Below are 16372 nucleotides of genomic sequence, written 5' to 3' on the forward strand. Positions count from 1 at the left end.
GGCGTGCCCGTGCGACCTCCGCGCACACACGCCCTCGGCCCCGGTTTAAACCCGCCCCGCCCCTGCCCGCTCGACCGAAAGAGGCCACGCGATGACCTCGCCCGCCCCCGCCCCCGACCACACGCTCGCCGTCGCCGTAGCCACGCTCTGCGCCGAGGGCGAGGGCAACTACCGCCGGCCCCGCGACGCATTCCTGCGCAACATCCGCGCCGTGCTGCCGGCAGACCATGCCGCCGCCGCCCTCGACGACGACGCCCTCGAGGCCGCCCTGCTCCCGCTGCGCGACCACCTCGCCGAGGCGTTTCGCGTCCATTTCCGGCGCAGCGTCGATGGCTGGCGCGGCGTGCGCTTCACGTGCCGACTGATCCGCCACCCGAAGGGGGCACCCATCAATGCCTGATCCTGCTACCCGGGACGCCATCGCGGCGAAAACCCGCGAGCTGCTCGCCCTGCGCGTCGACCACAACGGCCACCCCGCGCCGGCCGCGCCCGCCCCGGTTGACCTCACCTCGGCCTCGCCGCCCGCGCAGGCCATGACCGCCCCTGAAGGAGACCCCAATGCCGCCTAAGACCATCACCGCCGCCCAGGCTCGCGCCGCAGCCGACGAGGCCGCCCGCGTCGCCGCCGACCTCGAGACCGCCGAGCAGGAGAAGGCCGAGGCCGAGGCCGCTCGACACGCCGCCGCCGTCGCTGCCTGGTGGCAGGAGCGCCGCGAGGGCTTCCCGGCCCGCGTGCAGGGCCGACGCGATGCCGCGTGGGCCGAGTTCGCTACCGCCGTCATCGAGGGCGGCGACGCCGTTTCCGCCTTCGCCCGTTACCGCGTCATCGACGCTGAGGTCGGCGACGACAAGGCGAGTATCGACCGCTATTACGACGACGCGGCCCACGCTCACACCGACGCTGAGATGCGCGAGTATCACGAGCTGCTGCGTGAGTCGGGGTGGGTCAACGGCGTCGTCGAGGGCTCCATCCCGGTGCATGAGCTGGACCGCGACGAGGCCAGCGCCCGCGCCGACGCGTTCTTCGCACGCCGCGACGCTTGGAACGCGGCGCATCCGGCCGAGCCGGGCAAGTCCCCGGCGAACGGCATCCACATGCCTGCGCGGCAGGTGCTCAACGCGTCCGGCCTGCTGTACTCGCCGCCGGCCGAGGCTCTGAGCTTCGCCGTCGCCGTCGACCGTGTCATCGCCGCGCACGTCGACGCGTCGCTTGCCCGCGTGCGGCAGGAACGGACCGAGCAGCTCGCGGCGCTCTGATCGCACGTCGACCGAGGGCGAGCAGGTCATCGCGACCCGCTCGCCCTCTCGCCGCGCCCTCGACCTGGGCCTCGACCTCGCCCAGTGAGGCCGCGGCTCACTCTGCGTGACCGTCAACAACTCGACCCTGGGGGGTTACCCCCTCGACCCGCAGGTCGCCGGACCGCTGGGGAGGCGTCTGTCCAGTCAACCGGCAACCGGCCCGATTGTTCGGCCCTCTTCGTCACACACAGTTAGGATTGACCGCCGTGCCTGGACCATCGCGAGACCCGTCGCGCCGCTTCTCCCGCGCCCATCGCCCAGGCGACGCAGGCAACGCCCGCCCGGCCGTGACCCTGCCCGCCGCGAACGACCTCGACCCGCCCCCGCCGCCGCCGGGCGCGTGCTTCGACGCCGACGAGCAGGCAACCTGGCAGCATCTCTGGCGCTCGGGCGAGTCAACTCAGTGGACAGACGCCGACCTCGTATCGGTCGCCGCCCTCGTGAAATCCCTCTCCCGCGTCTACGCGGGCCGCGCCTCGACGGCCGATCACTCGGCGGTCGGCCGCCTGCTTGAGGGTCTGGGCCTCACGCCCGCCGCGCGCCTGCGACTCGGCTGGGAGGTCGCCACCGATGAGTGATCTCGCCGCCGCTCTCGCCGCCCGCAGGCGACGCCCGCAGGCCGCCGACGTCGACACGCGCAAGGCCCGCGCCGAGGCGCACCGCCGGCTACGCGTCGAGCGCGGGGCCGAGGCTGCGACCTACACGCGGCAGGCCGCCTCGGCGGTCGTCGACCCGCACGCCGAGTTCGCCACCGTCGCCGCGTGGCGAGCATTCCTCGACCGCCTGTATCCGTCCTGGGCCGTCGCGATCGGCGAGGCCCTACACGGCGCACCGCTCGTCGTGATCGCCCCCGACGAGCCGCCTCGGGCGTACTCGCGGCCCGACACCGCGCCGCGTCTCGACGTCGCGTGGTTCGCCGCCGCAGGGCGTCTCGACGCCGCCGGCATGTGGAAGATCGACCCCGGCGAGCCGCTCCCGGACGCCGAGGCCGACTACGTGCCGCCGCATGTGCACTCGCGCGTCTGCGAGCACTCGGCCGCGACCCGCTTCGCCTGGGCGCGCCCGCCCCGGACGTCGCCCGACGCGTAAGGCGACACACGCAAGGGGCAGGCCGTATCGCGCGTTTACACGCCTGCGCGGCCTGCTCGTCCCGTTCGGCGCTCGCGACCGATCCCCGCTCGTCCGCTCGGCGCAAGATCGTCGCGCGTAGCGTCTCCGACGTGCGAAAACTCACCGCAGGCGACCTCGCCTACTGGCTCGACGCCGAGCGCCGGCCCGTGCGCGTGCGCGTCGAGCTGGTGACCGCCGAGCGCGTCTATCTCCGGTCGACCGCGAGCGACCACGGCCGCCGCCTGGGCGACGTCTGGTATGAGGCCCGTATCTCCCGGCGCGTCTGCCCTCGCGACCTCGCCTACGTGCACGACGGCCGCGCACACTTCGATTGGCGGTCGTTCGTCATCGCGTAGCCCGTCGCACGCCGTGACGGAAAACGCCCCGCTCAGAGTGCGTGCGCAAGCAGCTCCCGCCCGCAGACCTGTCTATATGTCACGCCGAGTCACTGCCGCCTCGTCGGCGAAGACGCCCTCGGGGCCGTCGATCTCGACTCGGCGCGGGTCAAACTTGCCGTTGTTGCCGGTCGCCTTGTGCACGCGCACGCCGAGGATGATTCCGCCGAGCAGGTCGCGTTGCCCGTCGAGGTTGCCCTCGGCCGCCTTGAATGCCTGCCCGTAGGTAAGGCCCGTCGGCACCTCTCGCACCTCGCGCACCTCGGGCAGTGCCCGTACCTCGGCGCGCCGTGCCTTAAGCGCTGCGAGTCGCCCGAGCAGCTCGGCCTCGTCGGCCCCATCCTCGGCGAGGTCGGCCGTTGTCGCTCTGATCGCCCGCTCGACCTCGGCGAGAGTTGCGCCGCCCTGGTCGGCGACGACTTCCTCGGCGCGGGTCAACGGCCAGTCGCCGACGAGGTCGAGCACGCGCCCGGCGACGTATTCCTCAAGACTGCCCGCCGCGATGCGCACGCCGGGACAGTCGGCCCGCCCTCGCCAGTGCGAGGCACATTCGTAGAGAGCGCCGCCCCGCGACGAGGCGTGCGCCTTGACGTAGAGAGGCGAGCCGCACTCGCCGCAGGCCGCGAGACCGGAAAGCAGCCGCGCCGCTCGCCGCCGCTGCGGCCGAGCCTCACGAGGTTTGAGCGTCGCCCGCAGGCGGTGCCATCGGTCGGCGTCGAGCGCCGCCGGCCACACAGGCAACGGCAGGCCGTCATCGCCGACGAGCAGCCGGCCCTTGTGCGTCTGCCGACCGAGCAGCGTGTCGGACGTGAGCACGTTTTTAAGGCCCGACGCCGTCCATTGCCCAACGTCGCCACCCTCGCGCCCTGCCTGCGCGTTACGGCGTCGCTCAGAGCGCGGCGCGGGCACGCTCCGGGCGTTCAACTCACGCGCGAGTCGCCAGTAGGACTCGCCCGCGAGGATTCGGTCGGCGACCTCGACCGCGAGCGCCTTCTCGGCCTGGTCGACGACGAGCACGCGGCCCGGTCCGTTCGGATTCGGCGCGGGCCGGTAGCACCACGGCACGACACCGCCCGCCCATCGCCCGGCGCGCCTGAGCGCAGCGATGGACGACGTCACGCGGCGTTGAGTGTTCGCCCGCTCAGCTTTCGCGATGCCTGCGAGCAGCCCGACGTGCAGATCCCAGGTCGGCGAGGCTGAGTCGAGGTTGTCTCGGTCTGCGATGAACCGCGCCGCCGGCCGCTCGTCGAGCACGCGCAGCAGGTCGGGCAGACCCGCGAGGCCCTGCCGCGTCCACCGCGCGAGATCCCACACGGCGAGCACGTCGGCCGACCCGTCGGCGAGCATGGCGAGCGCCTGCTCGGCCCTCGCCCGCCGTCGGCCGCCGCTGAGTCCGTCGTCGACGAGCACGGCGACGACCTCGCCGCCCTCGCGGGCCGCCCGCGCCTCAAGGTCGGCCCGTTGCCGGGCGATCGACGTGGAGGCGTCATCAGACACCGAGAGCCGCAGGTAGAGACACCATCGAATCACGGCGGCATGGTACCTTGGCCTTTCGTAATCAGGTGTGCTCCGGCGGGCCGTAGACGGTGTAGAGCACCAACGGGTTGGGCCCGGTGTTGACGAAGTTGTGCCTGGTGCCGGCCGGCACCACGACCAGGTCGCCGACGACGACCTCCCGCTTCTCGCCGGCGACCCGCGCCTCGCCGGTGCCGCTGACGAAGGTCAGGATCTGGTCGATCTCCTCGTGCACCTCCTCGCCGATCTCCCCGCCCGGCGGGATGGTCATGATGACCAGCTGGGTGTGCTGCCCGGTCCAGAGCACCCGTCGGAAGTCCGGGCTCTTCTCGGCGACGGTCGCGATCGTGAAATGCTCCATGTCGGGCTCATACCCCGTTCGGCGCCGCGTCACGCCGGGACTCGCTGATGGTGGAATTCCCCACGGTTGGCAGGTTTGGATCCACGCCGGCCGGGGATCGACATGTCTGACCGGCGCGGGCGGCCGGTCGAGCCAGGTCCCTGCCGGCGTACCGCCGAACGGCTGCGGTGGTGGGAGACGGCCAGAGCGCGGCGACGTTCCGACCACGGTCGAAGCGGCGCCGTGCGCTCGTCTGCGCACCCCTTCCGTCGTGCCACGCCGGCCGGTCAGACGTCGTGGTGCAGCCAGGTGAGCAGGTCGGGTGGCGCGAGCGCCGCCGTTCGCGCCCGGTAGCGGGCCAGCGCGGGCGCGTCCAACAGGTCCCGTCCCTGTCCCGATCCGCCATGACGGAAGAAGGCCCGGCGGTCGCGCAGCACACCGAGCGTGTCCGGTGCGAGCCGGTCGGCGCGCTCCCGCATCCGGCCGAAGGTCGCCGCCTCGACCAGGTCGGGCCAGCGCTCGGGTGACACCGCGAGGCCCCACCGGGCGGCGAGCCGGCGCATCTGGCCGCCCAGGTCGGCCCGCAGGTCGTCGTAGTGCACCAGCTCGACGTTCGGCTCCTGCCGGCGCGACCAGGCGTCGCTCAGGTGCAGGAGCACCCCGGGCAGCGAGTCCAGCTCGGCGCGCGGGTCCGCCTCCCGGTCGACCCAGCTCGACAGCCACTGCCCCACCGGCGTCCGTGCTCGCGGCGGCCCCGCCGGGACGGGCTGGCCGGTCAGCTGGCTGAGCCGCACCCGGTTCAGGTTGCCGGCCTGGTGGTACAGGGAGACCGCCATGTCCAGCGGGTGCCGGGCCACCACCACGTAGTGCACCCGGGGGTCGAGCGGCAGACCGTCCAGCGGCGTGTGCGTCTTGATGAACCGCCGATGGGGCTGGGCGGCCAACCGGCGGTACACCGCGTCCTGCGGCTCGACCAGCCAGTCCAGCCACGGTGACAGCTCGGTCAGCGGCGCCGGCAGCTCCGGGGTGCCCAGCACCAGCAGCGCGCAGATCATCTGCATCCAGGTGGTGCCACTCTTGGATCGGGTGCTGATCACGATGTCGCCGTCCCGGAACGGGAAGCCGGCCCAGCGGGCGCTGTCCTCGTCGTCGGACCGGTAGCGGTGAGCTGGCGCGAGCATCGGGCGAGCGTAGTCGCCGAGCCGACAGCCGGACAGCCGAATTCCGGCTCGACGAGCTGGGACATATGCCTATACCTGGCTAGATTGAAGTATGGTGCCCGCCCACGGGGGCCGGGCGGCGGAACCGGTCTACCGCCCCATCCTCGCCAGCCGTCGCGGCGAGCTGGACGCCTTGAGCCATCTCGACCCGGCGGCCGCCCCGCTGCTCGCCCCGATCCTGGAGGTCGGCGCGGTCGACCGCACCACGATGGACGTTCTGCGCCGGCTGCCGGTCGGGCTGCTGCCAGCCGTCGACGTCAGTACCCTGCCCGACGCGCCGGACGTGGAGCTGGCCCGTTGGGGCGTACCGCTGGTGCCCGTGGTCGGGCTCGTGGAGAGCGACCGGCGGCTGGTCGCGCACGGCACGGCGGCCCGGGCGTACGCCCGGCGGGCGCTGGTCCGGCTGCGGGCCGGTCAGGACCGGGCCGGGCCGGACGAGGACACCGCCGCCGTCGAGCGGATCTGGCGGTTCACCGGCCTGGCGCCGGAGGAGTGCGACCTGCTGGTGGACGCGGGCGACGTGTGCTGCCCGGCGGACGTGCGGCTGGCCGAGCCGCGGGTACGCCGGCTGCTGGACTGGGCCCGTCGGCACGCCTGGCGGTCGGTGACGGTGGCGGCCGGCGGGATGCCGCCGACGCTGTCCCGGCTGCCCACCGACGAGCCGGTCCGGCTGGACCGCTGGGATTGGCTGCTCTGGCAGCGGCTGGCCGACGCCGGGGTCGACTACGGCGACTACGGCGTCGGCCCGGCCGTACCCGGCACCGGTGAACCGGGTGACCGGTTGCCCACCGTGCGATACACGGCCGACGGCGGTTGGTGGGTTTACCGCTGGTCCCGGCGGGGCGGGCGGGGCGACGACCGGTTCGCTGACCTGTGCCGCACGTTGGTCTCGGCGCCGCACTGGCCGCGCACCGGCGCGGCCTTCTCCTGGGGTGACCATGAGCTGCTGCGCCGGGCCCGCAGGGGCGCCGGCGCCGGCTCGGCCGCCAACTGGGCGGCCTGGAGCACGTCGCACCACCTGGCGCACGTGCTGACGGCGCTGCTGCATCCACGCGCCGACGCCGACCCGGGGTGGCATCCCGGGCCGGAACCGCCGCAGCGGGGGCGGTCGCCGCGGCAGTCGCGCGGCGGTGAGACCCGCCGTGCCGGCTGAGCCCTGCTACGCCTTCTCGGTGAACCCGAACTGGATGATGCCCTCGTCGTCGACGGTGGCGTCCACCGAGGCGTCGCCGAGCAGTTCGACGGCGTCCTCGTCGAGGAAGATCCGGGCGCCCTGGTTGTCGACCACGTGGTCGCCCTGCACCGGCTCGGGCACCAGTTCCACGGTGAGCGATCCGGCGTCGGCGTCGGCGGCGATACGCACCCCACCGTCCTCGCCGACGTCCTGTTGGTTGGCGAGGTCACGGATGACGAGCACGGCATTGTCGGTCATGGTGAGCATTGGCGGAACTCCTCGTGGATTCTCGGCTCGCGGTCGGTTACCGCACAGACCGGACAATCGGTCCGCGTACGAGCACACGTGGGAGGCGACAGGAGGGGCGAACGGTCGTCGCCGTCGCATCGTCGGGGCAGCTGACGGGCCCCGTCACCGCCTACGTTGCCCGCTGCCGGGCGATCCGTCAAATAGAGGCGGATCAGTCGAGAGCGTGGGCCGGGGCGAGCAACGCACGGATCTCGTTGACCGCCGCGCGGCCGGCCCGGTTCGCTCCGATCGTGCTCGCCGACGGGCCGTACCCGATCAGGTGGATCCGCTCGTCGGCGACCACGCGGGTGCCGTCCATCGTGATACCGCCGCCCGGCCCGCGCAGCCCCAGCGGGGCCAGGTGGTCGAGCGCGGCGCGAAAGCCGGTGCACCAGAGAATCATGTCCGCTGGCACGAACCGTCCGTCCGCCCAGGCCACCCCGTCGGGCGTGATCCGGTCGAAGACGGGTAGCCGGTCGAGGACGCCTCGCTCGCGCAGCCGTCGTATCTCCGGGGTGACCGGCAGCCCGGTCACGCCCACCACGCTGCCCGGTGGGCGCCCGGCCCGTACCGCCGCGTCCACCCGGGCCACCGCGGCCCGGCCCAGCTCGGTGTCGAACTCCTCGTCGCGGAACAGGGGTGGCCGGCGGGTCACCCAGGTGGTGGCGGCCGCGACGGTGGAGACCTCGGCGAGCAGCTGCACCGCGGAGGTGCCGCCGCCGACCACCACCACCCGGCGGCCGGTGAACTCGTCCGGGCCCCGGTAGTCGGCGGTGTGCAGTTGCCGGCCGCGGAAGGAGGACCGACCCGGGTAGTACGGCCAGAACGGCCGGGTCCAGGTGCCGGTCGCGTTGATCAGGGCGCGGGTGGTCCACCGGTCGCCGTCGGTTTGTACGTCCAGCCGGCCGTCCGGACGGGAGTGCACCGCGCGGACCCGCACCGGCCGCCGGACCGGCAGTTCGAAGGCTCGCTCGTACCCCGCGAAGTAGGCGCTGACCTGCTCGGCCGCCGGTCGCTGCGGGTCGCCGGGCGGGAAGGACCGCCCGGGCAGGTCGTGAATGCCGTGCACCCGGTCCAGCAGCAGGGTCGGCCAGCGGTGCTGCCAGGCTCCGCCGGGGCCGTCGTCACCGTCGAGGATGACGAAGCCGCTGCCCGGGGCGAAGCCGGTGCGGCGCAGGTGGTAGCCGGCGCTCAGGCCGGCCTGGCCGGCCCCGATCACCACGACGTCGACGGAATGGGTGTCCACCCGAGGTACAACGCCGAACGCGGCGCGGCTCTGCCCGCCCTGGCCGTCGCACCGATCACAGACCATGATTCGAGCACCGGGTCGCCCGAATTGTCCTTACGCTGACGAAATGGAAGATGCCCGTCGTGCGGCCGCCGAATTCCTCGGCACGTTTCTGCTGGTCTTCTTCGGGGTGGGCAGCGCCGTCGCGGCGCGCGTCCAGGGCGGGGTGGTGGTCGTCGCCCTGGCCTTCGGGTTCGTCATGCTGGCTCTGGTCTACACGATCGGCCCGCTCTCCGGCAGCCACGTCAACCCGGCGGTGACGCTCGGTGTGCTGCTCTCCGGGAAGATCTCGGTGATCGGTGCCGTGGCCTACTGGATCGCGCAGTTCGCCGGCGCGACCGTGGCCGGCTTCCTGCTCTGGGCGCTGACCCGCTGGGGCGACGTGGTGGACCAGACCGGGGCGCTGGGCTCGAACGGGTACGGCGCGAACATCAACCGGGGCGGCGCGGCCGTGCTGGAGATCGTGCTGACCTTCCTCTTCGTGCTGGTCGTCCTGGTGGTCACCAGTCGCAGCGAGAATCCGGGCACCGCCGGCGTGGCGATCGGGCTGGCCCTGGCCGTGACCCAGCTGGTCGGCGTGACGCTGGACGGCGCCGCCGTCAACCCGGCCCGCGCCTTCGGCCCGGCCGTCTTCGAGGGCGGAGTGGCACTGCGGCAGCTCTGGCTGTTCATCGTCTTCCCGCTGCTCGGCGGGGCCCTCGCCGCGCTGGTGGCACCGCTGGTCATGGGGGCGCAACGACACTACTGGGGCGGGCACGACAGGTCGGTCGGCCGACCGACGTAACGGGGTTTGGCAATATCCTTCGCCCGAGACCCTTCTCCGGCGAATACCTTCGTGGCAGCATCAGCGCATGCATCGCCGTCTCTTTCCCCGGCTCCTCGCGCTGGTCGCGCTGGTCGCCACCGCGGCCACCGCCGGCGCGCCCGTCGCCACCGCCGAGTCGCCCACCCCCGCGACGACCCGCCTGCGCGCGGCCATCGACACGATCCTCGCCGACCAGCGGCTGACCGGCGCGCAGGCGTCGGTGGTCGTGGTCGACACCGGCACGGGGCAGACCCTCTACGACCGCAACGGGGACCGGCGGCTGATCCCGGCCTCCAACACCAAGCTGCTGACCTCCACGGCCGCCCTGGAGCTGCTCGGCCCGGGGCACCGCTTCGGCACCGACGTACGCACCACGGGCAAGCGCCGAGGCGGGCTGCTCTCGGGCAACCTCTACCTGCGGGGCGGCGGCGACCCGACCATGCTCGCGGCCGACTACGACGCGCTCGCCGCACAGGTCGCGGCCGACGGTGTCCGGGTGGTGACCGGCAACCTGATCGCCGACGACACCCGGTACGACCGCACCCGGCTCGGCCCCGACTGGACCTGGGACGACGAGCCCTACTACTACGCCGCCCAGGTCTCCGCGCTGACCGTCGCGCCGGACACCGACTACGACGCGGGCACCGTGATCGTGCACGCCGCCCCGGCTGACCGGGCCGGCGCCCCGCCGGTCGTCAACACCACCCCACCCACCGGGTACGTCCGGATCGACAACCGCGCCGAGACGGTCGCCGGTGGTGAGACCTCGATCTCGATCGAACGCGAGCACGGCGGCAACACCATCGTGGTGAGCGGGCAGATCGCGGTCGGCGACGAGCCGGCCAGCGACTGGGTGACGGTCTGGGAGCCCACCGGCTACGCGGCCGACGTGTTCCGGGCGGCACTGCACCGGCACGGCGTCCGCGTGCTCGGTCGAACCGTGCTCGGTCAGCCCACCCCCGAGGCCGCGCACCCGGTGGCCCGGCACGACTCGATGAGTCTGGGTGAGCTGATGACGCCGTTCCTCAAGCTCTCCAACAACGGGCACGCCGAGGTGTTGACCAAGGAGATCGGCCGGGTACTCTCCGGCTCCGGCACCTGGTCGGCCGGGCTGACCGCGATCAGCGAGTACGTCGCCGACACCGGGATGGACACCGGCACGCTGCGCCAGCGCGACGGCTCCGGGCTGTCCCGGCGCAACCTCGTTCCGGCCACGGAGTTCGTCGACCTGCTGGCCGCCGTCCGGGCCGAACCCTGGTTCGCCACCTGGTACGCGGCCCTGCCGATCGCCGGGCAACCCGACCGGTTCGTCGGCGGCACGCTGCGCAGCCGGATGGCCGGCACCCCGGCGGCGGGCAACGTGCACGCCAAGACCGGCAGCCTGACCGGGGTCTCCGGGTTGTCCGGCTATGTCACCAGCGCCGACGGCCGGCTGCTGGCGTTCTCCATCCTGCTGAACAACTACCTCACCGCGTCCGTGAAGCCGCTGGAGGACCAGATCGCCGTGGCGTTGGCCGGTTACCGCGAGGACGGCGCGGCCACGGCACGGATTGCACCGCCGGCGGTGCCGGAGACGCCACGGACCCCGGAGGGCGTGGAATGCTCCTGGGTCAAGCCGATCACCTGCTGACCGACGGCCGGGGGGCGCACCGCGCCCCCGGCCGGATCAGGCCGGGCGGTCCGGTGGGGGAACCACCGCGGTCGGGTCACCCCGCTCGATGAGCGCGGCGATCTCGGCGGCCCGCAGCCCGCGCAGCGCCAGCACCCGGGTGCCCCAGCGGTGCAGCCGGCACGGGTGCGGGCTGGCGTCGTTACGGCAGACCATGCCGCCGGACCACCGGCGGGGCGCGTGCACCACCACCGCCCGCACCGCGAACTGGGTGTCCTCCCCCGTCACGTATGGCGGCAGGGGGATGTCGCGGAGCACCTCCCCCGGGGCTTCACCGGCACCGGACGAAACGGCCGGACGGAAACGGTGGGCGGTAGTGCTGCTCATCTGCGGTGCCTCCACACTGGATGGTGGGACGGAGACGGCAGAAAGTTACGTCGCCATCAACCGAGTGCGACGGACAACCTGTCCCGCCGTCCGGCGCGGCATGACGGACGCCAGGTCAGAACCGTTCCAGCACCACCACCGGGATCTCCCGGTCGGTCCGGGCCTGGTAGTCGTCGTACGCCGGCCAGATGGCGGTCATCGTGGCCCACATCCGCGGCTTCTCCTCGGGCGTCGCGATGCGAGCCCGCGCGGTGAACGTCTCCGGGCCGACCTGCACCTCGACCTGCGACTCGGCCAGCAGGTTGAGGACCCAGGCCGGGTGCTTCGGGGCGCCGCCCTGCGAGCCGACCACCAGGTGGTCGTCGCCGTCCCGCCCGTAGATCAGGGCGGTGCGGCGCCGCTTGCCGCTGTGCCGGCCCCGGGTGGTAAGCAGGAGCGTGTAGACCCCGGGCCGCCACTCGTGCCCCTCGGCGCCGCCGGTCTCGACGTACCGCTGGATGTGCTCGGCGACCCAGCCACTGGGGCTGTCCACCACCTGCTCGCTGGACGTCATCGGCACTCCTCACGGATCGGTGGCCCTCGCGCCCAGGCTACTGCCGCCATCCGTGGCGGGCAGCCCGAACACCGTGGCGACAGCCGCCGGTCAGCGCACCGCCACGGCCTGGAGGCCGACGTTGCCGCAGTGCTCGGTGAAGGCCTTCTCGACGGTCCAGGTCAGCAGCAGCCGGGCGCCCTTCGGCAGCTTGAACCGGATGGTGAACTGGGCGCTCTGGCTGGTGTACGGGTCCTCCAGCCGCGCGGTGCTGACCGGGCCGCCGGTGGACAGCCGGGCCTCCAGCCGGCCCCGGGCCATCCAGGTCCCGGCGTAGAGCTGGACGACACGCGGCTCGCCGCTGCCGGCGACGGCGAGGCTGAACCCGTTGCCGGCGCCGCAGGTGTAGACGCCGTTCGGGCTGCCGCTCACCGAACGCTCCGACGTGCCGTCCCGCCAGCTGACAACCTCCTGGTTGCCGTTCCAGCCGACCCGGGTGCCGGCGCCACCCCCGTCGATGATCTCTCCGGAGCCGGCGCGCTTACGGACCGTCGACTTGCCGCCGTGCAGGCCCCAGTGCATCCAGTCCCGGGTGCCCACGGCGGTGAGGTCGACCTCGGCGGGCACCTCCGCCCGGCTCACCGACAGCACCGGCGCTGACGGGGACGGCGGCGGCGGGGCCGGCGCGCTGACCGACGGCGTCGGGTCGGGCGAGGGCGGACGCTGCCGAGGACGCAGATTGGGCGTCGCCGGCCCGGCCTCGAGGGTGCGACCCTCCGCGCCCGGGAAGCCGGTGGGGCGGGTGGCCCCGGCGGGCACGCCGCCCGGGCGGCCCGCCTGATCGTCGCCGGACTCCGGGCCGGACCGGGTGCCGAGGTACAAGACGAGCCCCACCAGGCAGACGAGCACGGCGAGCCCCTGCACCGCCCAGCGCCGCCGCTTCCGGTCACTGGTGAGTCGGCGCAGTGTGCTGCGGGCATGCCCGGTGATGCCGGCGCGCGGCCGGTGCCTCGCTGGTCGGTCGGACGGCTCGTCACCGGCCCCCGAATCCGCCCGCGTGCGGTCTTCGTCCGCCACCGACCCCTCCACCTCCACCGCCCGGCCGCCATCCAGCGTCGCGGATCGCACCGTCCACTGTGGGCCGTTTTGCGCTCGCATCCGGCGTGGACGACACGCTAGATCCGGACGGGCGGGCGTGTCCAGTCCGGAACCGGACGGTATCGGGCAGCCGGCCGGGACTCCGGTCGATCCTGACCGCCCTCGCGTCAGCTGATCCGGAAGCCGAGCGCCTGCGCGATGACCACGGCCTGCTCGGCGTCGACGATGGCACCGGCCCGCTCGACGACCGTCGGGTCCAGCGCGGTCAGGTCGCTGCCGCGCAGGTCGGCGTCGCCGAGCCGGGAGCTGTGCAGCTGCGCGCCGGAGAGGTCGACGCCGGTCACGGTGGCGCCGGTGAGGTTGGCGCCGGTCAAGTCGACCTCGCGCATCCGCACGTCGGTCAGACGGACGCCGCGCAGGTCCGCGCCGGGCAGCGCGACGAACGACCAGTCGCCGCCGGCCACCGTCAACGGGCGCAGGTCGCACTGGGCGAAGGTGCTGCCGACCAGCTTGCAGCCGGTGAACTCGACCTCGAAGAAGTTGCACCGCTTGAAGACGCAGCGGGTGAAGGCGGAGTCGACGTGCCGGGAGGCGTTGAACAGCACGTTGCCGAACGTGCAGCCGGTGAACACCGCGCCGCGACTCACCGCCTCGGTCAGATCCACGTGGAAGAACTCGCAGCCCACGAAGTGCCGGTCGGTCAGCTCCTCGCCGTACCAGTCCTCGTGGCGGAAGGTCACGTCCTCGGTCAGCTCCGGCATTCGGCCAGGCTAGTGCCGACCGCCGACAGCCGGCCGGTCGGTCGGTGGCAGCCCCTTCCGGTACCGGCGTACCGGCTAGTAGGTTCGGCGGCGTGAGTGTGGCGCGGAGCAAGGACCCGGATCAGATCGGCTTCGACCCGGCACGGCTGGCCCGGATCGACGAGCACTTCGGCCGGTACGTCGACGACGGCCGGCTGGCCGGCTGGCAGGTGGTGGTCACCCGCCGCGGCGAGGTGGCGCACTCCTCGACGTACGGCCTGCGGGACCGGGAGTCGGGCGCTCCGGTCGAGGCCGACACGCTCTGGCGGATCTACTCGATGACCAAGCCGGTCACCTCGGTCGCGGCGATGATGCTGTGGGAGGAGGGCCGCTTCGAGCTGACCGACGAGATCAGCCGCTGGCTGCCGGAGTTCGCCGACCTGCGGGTCTACTCGAAGGGGTCGACGCTCAAGCCGTACACCGTGCCGGCGATCGAGCCGATCCGGGTCTGGCACCTGCTCACCCACACCGCCGGTCTGACGTACGGCTTCATGCAGACCTCCGTGGTCGACGGGCTCTACCGGGCGGCCGGCTACGACCTGTACCCGCCGGCGGACGTCGACCTGGCCGGCGCCTGCGCGGCCTTCGGCGAGCTGCCGCTGCTGTTCCAGCCGGGCACCGCCTGGGGCTACTCGGTCGCCACCGACGTGCTCGGCCGACTGGTCGAGGTGGTGTCCGGGCAGAGCCTCGACGCGTTCTTCGCCGACCGGATCTTCGGCCCGCTGGGCATGACCGACAGCCGATGGTGGGTCGAGGGCGACGAGGCCGAACGCCTGGCCGCGCTCTACGTCCCCGAGCCGCGCAGCGGCCGGGCGGTCCGCTACGACAGCCTCGGCTCGCTGGCCTACCGCAAGCCCGCCCTGTTCTCCGGTGGCGGCGGCCTGATCTCCAGCGCCGCCGACTACCACCGCTTCACACAGCTGCTGCTGCGCGGCGGCGAGCTGGACGGGGTACGCCTGCTCGGGCCGCGCACGGTGCGCTTCATGACCCGCAACCACCTGCCAGAGGGTCAGGACCTGGGCACCCTGTCCACCGGCGGCTTCGCCGAGACCACCCTGGACGGGATCGGCTTCGGCCTCGGCTTCGCGGTCGTCGACGACCCGATTCCCAGCCGGGTGCCGAGCAGCGTCGGCGAGTACTACTGGGGTGGGGTGGCCAGCACCGCGTTCTGGGTGGACCCGGCCGAGGAGATCACCGCGCTTCTCTTCACCCAGTTGATGCCGTCGAGCACGTACCCGCTGCGCTCCCAGCTGCGCCAGCTCGTCTACGCCGCCCTGGTCGACTGACCGGTACCGGGGGCCCGTCTGCCACGACGGGCCCCCGGTACCGTGGCTCAGCCGAGCTGCTGCGCCTGGATCGCGCGCACCTTCGCCGTACCGGTCGCGGACAGCTTCAAGATCAGGTACGCGCGCACGGTCCCGTCCGGGAACACGGCCCACAGGTCGGCCACGCCGTCGGCGTTCAAGTCGGCGGCGGTGAGGCCGCTGATCGCGACGCCGGTGTTCCAGCCGGAGGCGAGCCGGTACTGGGTGTAGGCGAGCGTGCCGGTCCCGTCGCCGTTGTCGGTCATCGTGACGCCCTGCCAGAGGTAGAGGTCACCGCTGGTGGCGTTACGCAACACCAGCGCCGCCCCCGACGCCAGCTCGGTGCTGGCCAGGGTCCAGTTCTGCCAGTCGCTGCCGCCGGTCGGGGTGGCGTTGTTGAGCGGCAGACGGGGGAAGTAGAGGCCGGGTGCCCCGATGTTCGGGTAGTAGTTGACGCGGTATCCGTTGGTCTCGTCGCCCACGATGCCGATCAGGTCCGGGATGGCGGTGTCCACGTCGTCTGCCGTGTACCCGTTGACGAGCTGGATCGGGAAGTTACCGTACTCGTCGGCAAGGAATTCGGACATGAGGCTCACCTGGCCGCCGCCACCATAGGGATTGACCATCGTGCCGTCGCCGACGCCCGCGATGAAGCTGCCGCCCCCGGTGTTGATGCCACTCGGGTAGTAGGCGAGGAAGTCCTGGTTCGCAGTGCCGAAAAAGCGGCCGGTGATCACCTGGGCGCCGTCGAACTCCGACGGCGGGTTGTCTGTGCCGTAAACCCCGTTGCCGTACACCCCGATGTTCACGGCCGGGACCTTCACGCGGCCGGTGCCCGCGCCGGTGGTCGCGTTGACCCGGCCCCGCGCCGTCCAGACACCGGAGCCAAGGCCGGCGGTGCCGCCGACGGTCACCAGGTCGGGTACGCCGTCGCCGTTGAGGTCCTTGTCGACCGGGCCGACGACGGCCGGAGTCGGGGTGCCGGCTGCGGCGGCGTGCGCCGGGAACGCGGGTCCGAGAGCGGTGAGCGCGAGCGTGACCGGCGCCGCCCAGGAGAGCAGCCGACGTCGGGCAGAGAGATGCTTCATGACTCCCCCGTTGGGTTCAATGGATCTTGCGCGACTCACCGTATTCGATCTATGCGAGCCTTCGAGTCACCCGAACGTACGGCCGGGTTCGTCGTTACGGCACCTCCCGGGCAGCCGCTC

19 protein-coding genes and 1 pseudogene are annotated in these 16372 nt (G+C 72.8%); 10 read left to right on the forward strand and 10 right to left on the reverse strand.

Annotated elements, in window-relative coordinates:
- The first annotated feature begins 91 nt into the window (after positions 1-91).
- The 6 genes from ACWD5O_RS16055 (at position 92) to ACWD5O_RS16080 (ending at position 2765) form a co-directional block, all read left to right on the forward strand.
- Positions 92-400 (forward strand): hypothetical protein, encoded by a 309-nt coding sequence (locus tag ACWD5O_RS16055; RefSeq protein WP_450085759.1) that lies wholly within the window; start codon positions 92-94, stop codon positions 398-400.
- Positions 393-569 carry a hypothetical protein gene (locus ACWD5O_RS16060; protein WP_450085760.1) on the forward strand — a complete coding sequence of 59 codons (177 nt, stop codon included), beginning with the start codon at positions 393-395 and terminating at the stop codon, positions 567-569. Before ACWD5O_RS16055 ends, ACWD5O_RS16060 begins: the two co-directional genes overlap by 8 nt.
- On the forward strand, positions 559-1257 hold the full coding sequence (locus ACWD5O_RS16065; protein ID WP_450085761.1) for a hypothetical protein: 699 nt from the start codon (positions 559-561) through the stop codon (positions 1255-1257). The genes ACWD5O_RS16060 and ACWD5O_RS16065 overlap by 11 nt, the downstream gene beginning before the upstream one ends.
- 248 nt (positions 1258-1505) lie before the next feature.
- A complete protein-coding gene (locus tag ACWD5O_RS16070) occupies positions 1506-1877 on the forward strand; it encodes a phage terminase small subunit (protein ID WP_450085762.1) in 372 nt (123 codons plus the stop codon).
- Positions 1870-2388, forward strand: coding sequence for a hypothetical protein (locus tag ACWD5O_RS16075; RefSeq protein WP_450085763.1), 519 nt, complete (start codon positions 1870-1872; stop codon positions 2386-2388). Before ACWD5O_RS16070 ends, ACWD5O_RS16075 begins: the two co-directional genes overlap by 8 nt.
- Positions 2389-2519: 131 nt before the next feature.
- On the forward strand, positions 2520-2765 hold the full coding sequence (locus ACWD5O_RS16080; RefSeq protein WP_450085764.1) for a hypothetical protein: 246 nt from the start codon (positions 2520-2522) through the stop codon (positions 2763-2765).
- 72 nt (positions 2766-2837) lie between these two features.
- On the opposite strand, the gene ACWD5O_RS16085 is transcribed toward ACWD5O_RS16080, so the two are convergent.
- The 3 genes and pseudogenes from ACWD5O_RS16085 to ACWD5O_RS16095 form a co-directional block, all read right to left on the reverse strand.
- Entirely contained in the window at positions 2838-4334 is a 1497-nt protein-coding gene (locus ACWD5O_RS16085) for a recombinase family protein (protein ID WP_450085765.1), read from the reverse strand.
- A 34-nt stretch (positions 4335-4368) separates the two neighbouring features.
- Positions 4369-4680 (reverse strand): annotated as a pseudogene (locus tag ACWD5O_RS16090) (cupin domain-containing protein); the annotation flags it as partial.
- A gap of 266 nt (positions 4681-4946) precedes the next feature.
- Positions 4947-5840, reverse strand: coding sequence for a sulfotransferase domain-containing protein (locus tag ACWD5O_RS16095; RefSeq protein ID WP_450085766.1), 894 nt, complete (start codon positions 5838-5840; stop codon positions 4947-4949).
- A gap of 91 nt (positions 5841-5931) precedes the next feature.
- Here ACWD5O_RS16095 and ACWD5O_RS16100 point away from each other — a divergent pair, with 91 nt between their 5' ends.
- Entirely contained in the window at positions 5932-7032 is a 1101-nt protein-coding gene (locus ACWD5O_RS16100; protein ID WP_450085767.1) for a beta family protein, read from the forward strand.
- 6 nt (positions 7033-7038) lie between these two features.
- Here the strand turns inward: ACWD5O_RS16100 and ACWD5O_RS16105 are convergent, their stop codons facing one another.
- Together ACWD5O_RS16105 and ACWD5O_RS16110 are read right to left on the reverse strand one after the other, a co-directional pair.
- Entirely contained in the window at positions 7039-7320 is a 282-nt protein-coding gene (locus ACWD5O_RS16105; RefSeq protein WP_354967934.1) for an adhesin, read from the reverse strand.
- A 193-nt stretch (positions 7321-7513) separates the two neighbouring features.
- Positions 7514-8587: an NAD(P)-binding domain-containing protein gene (locus ACWD5O_RS16110; RefSeq protein WP_450004584.1), complete on the reverse strand. Its 1074-nt coding sequence runs from the start codon at positions 8585-8587 to the stop codon at positions 7514-7516.
- A gap of 109 nt (positions 8588-8696) precedes the next feature.
- Here ACWD5O_RS16110 and ACWD5O_RS16115 point away from each other — a divergent pair, with 109 nt between their 5' ends.
- Both ACWD5O_RS16115 and dacB read left to right on the forward strand, forming a co-directional pair.
- On the forward strand, positions 8697-9413 hold the full coding sequence (locus ACWD5O_RS16115; RefSeq protein ID WP_354967932.1) for an MIP/aquaporin family protein: 717 nt from the start codon (positions 8697-8699) through the stop codon (positions 9411-9413).
- 67 nt (positions 9414-9480) lie between these two features.
- Entirely contained in the window at positions 9481-11064 is a 1584-nt protein-coding gene (dacB, locus tag ACWD5O_RS16120; RefSeq protein WP_450004585.1) for a D-alanyl-D-alanine carboxypeptidase/D-alanyl-D-alanine endopeptidase, read from the forward strand.
- A 36-nt stretch (positions 11065-11100) separates the two neighbouring features.
- On the opposite strand, the gene ACWD5O_RS16125 is transcribed toward dacB, so the two are convergent.
- From ACWD5O_RS16125 to ACWD5O_RS16140, 4 genes are all read right to left on the reverse strand, one after another.
- Positions 11101-11430: a hypothetical protein gene (locus ACWD5O_RS16125; RefSeq protein WP_450085768.1), complete on the reverse strand. Its 330-nt coding sequence runs from the start codon at positions 11428-11430 to the stop codon at positions 11101-11103.
- Positions 11431-11545: 115 nt separating this feature from the next.
- On the reverse strand, positions 11546-11983 hold the full coding sequence (locus ACWD5O_RS16130) for a nitroreductase family deazaflavin-dependent oxidoreductase (RefSeq protein ID WP_450085769.1): 438 nt from the start codon (positions 11981-11983) through the stop codon (positions 11546-11548).
- A 90-nt stretch (positions 11984-12073) separates the two neighbouring features.
- Positions 12074-13039, reverse strand: coding sequence for a hypothetical protein (locus tag ACWD5O_RS16135; protein WP_450085770.1), 966 nt, complete (start codon positions 13037-13039; stop codon positions 12074-12076).
- A 188-nt stretch (positions 13040-13227) separates the two neighbouring features.
- Positions 13228-13821: a pentapeptide repeat-containing protein gene (locus tag ACWD5O_RS16140; protein ID WP_450085771.1), complete on the reverse strand. Its 594-nt coding sequence runs from the start codon at positions 13819-13821 to the stop codon at positions 13228-13230.
- Between the two features lie 92 nt (positions 13822-13913).
- Here ACWD5O_RS16140 and ACWD5O_RS16145 point away from each other — a divergent pair, with 92 nt between their 5' ends.
- Complete coding sequence (locus ACWD5O_RS16145; RefSeq protein WP_354967926.1) at positions 13914-15146, forward strand: serine hydrolase domain-containing protein; 1233 nt, start codon at positions 13914-13916, stop codon at positions 15144-15146.
- A 47-nt stretch (positions 15147-15193) separates the two neighbouring features.
- Here the strand turns inward: ACWD5O_RS16145 and ACWD5O_RS16150 are convergent, their stop codons facing one another.
- Positions 15194-16252 (reverse strand): hypothetical protein, encoded by a 1059-nt coding sequence (locus ACWD5O_RS16150; RefSeq protein WP_450085772.1) that lies wholly within the window; start codon positions 16250-16252, stop codon positions 15194-15196.
- Positions 16253-16372 lie beyond the last annotated feature (120 nt).

The sequence above is a fragment of the Micromonospora sp. NPDC005161 genome, assembly GCF_053599855.1.

Excerpts from the sequence above, each read along its gene's own strand:
- ACWD5O_RS16100 (WP_450085767.1), top strand. The coding sequence starts at position 5,932 with ATGGTGCCCGCCCACGGGGGCCGGGCGGCGGAACCGGTCTACCGCCCC.
- ACWD5O_RS16115 (WP_354967932.1), top strand. The coding sequence starts at position 8,697 with ATGGAAGATGCCCGTCGTGCGGCCGCCGAATTCCTCGGCACGTTTCTG.
- ACWD5O_RS16150 (WP_450085772.1), bottom strand. The coding sequence starts at position 16,252 with ATGAAGCATCTCTCTGCCCGACGTCGGCTGCTCTCCTGGGCGGCGCCG.
- ACWD5O_RS16125 (WP_450085768.1), bottom strand. The coding sequence starts at position 11,430 with ATGAGCAGCACTACCGCCCACCGTTTCCGTCCGGCCGTTTCGTCCGGT.
- ACWD5O_RS16055 (WP_450085759.1), top strand. The coding sequence starts at position 92 with ATGACCTCGCCCGCCCCCGCCCCCGACCACACGCTCGCCGTCGCCGTA.
- ACWD5O_RS16140 (WP_450085771.1), bottom strand. The coding sequence starts at position 13,821 with ATGCCGGAGCTGACCGAGGACGTGACCTTCCGCCACGAGGACTGGTAC.
- ACWD5O_RS16095 (WP_450085766.1), bottom strand. The coding sequence starts at position 5,840 with ATGCTCGCGCCAGCTCACCGCTACCGGTCCGACGACGAGGACAGCGCC.
- ACWD5O_RS16130 (WP_450085769.1), bottom strand. The coding sequence starts at position 11,983 with ATGACGTCCAGCGAGCAGGTGGTGGACAGCCCCAGTGGCTGGGTCGCC.
- ACWD5O_RS16105 (WP_354967934.1), bottom strand. The coding sequence starts at position 7,320 with ATGCTCACCATGACCGACAATGCCGTGCTCGTCATCCGTGACCTCGCC.
- ACWD5O_RS16075 (WP_450085763.1), top strand. The coding sequence starts at position 1,870 with ATGAGTGATCTCGCCGCCGCTCTCGCCGCCCGCAGGCGACGCCCGCAG.
- ACWD5O_RS16065 (WP_450085761.1), top strand. The coding sequence starts at position 559 with ATGCCGCCTAAGACCATCACCGCCGCCCAGGCTCGCGCCGCAGCCGAC.
- ACWD5O_RS16060 (WP_450085760.1), top strand. The coding sequence starts at position 393 with ATGCCTGATCCTGCTACCCGGGACGCCATCGCGGCGAAAACCCGCGAG.
- dacB (WP_450004585.1), top strand. The coding sequence starts at position 9,481 with ATGCATCGCCGTCTCTTTCCCCGGCTCCTCGCGCTGGTCGCGCTGGTC.